This is a genomic window from Mesorhizobium sp. M0048 (genome assembly GCF_040323405.1).
GTDB lineage: Bacteria > Pseudomonadota > Alphaproteobacteria > Rhizobiales > Rhizobiaceae > Mesorhizobium.
Window position 1 is genome coordinate 1 of the sequence record NZ_JAMYUV010000142.1, and the last position, 594, is coordinate 594.

General features: G+C 67.7%; 1 pseudogene. It reads right to left on the reverse strand.

The features are described from left to right. Window positions 1–594, reverse strand: a pseudogene (locus NKJ84_RS33120) (IS630 family transposase); the annotation flags it as partial.

Genomic DNA, 594 nt, shown 5'->3' on the forward strand with positions numbered 1-594 from the left:
GGGACCAGCACCTGCTCGACATAGGCCAGGAACACGTTGCCGTTCATGGCGCCGTCGTAGACGAAGGGCGCAGTCATGCCCGTCAGCCGCAGCGCTCCGGTGAAGGTCGTGGTCTTCCAGTGGCCATGCGGCACGCCGGCCCGGCAGCGCTCGCCGCGCGGCGCTCTTCCACGCAGGCGGGCCATCTTTGTGGAGAGGCCAGTCTCATCGATGAACACGAGCTTCGCCGGATCAAGATCGAGCTGGCCGTCGAACCAGTCCCGGCGCTGCTTCAGGATGTCGAGGCGACCCTGCTCCAGTGCGTGCGCGGACTTTTTTTGAATGTCCAGCCGTGACCGCGAAGCCAGGCGCTCAAGGCGCTGCGGCTGATCCGCACTGACTGCTCGGCGACGAGCCGCTCCACCATCTCGTTCAGCGTGATGTCCTTGCGCTCCTCGATCAGCCCGACGATGAAGGCTTCATGCGCATCGAGGCTGGAGGCGCGGCGGCGGCCCTGCGGGCGTGGCGCCAGTTCGCCGATCTTCGCCCGCGCAATCCAGCGGATCGCGCTGGACACTCCCACGCCGAACCGCGCCGCCGCTTGCCGCGCCGACA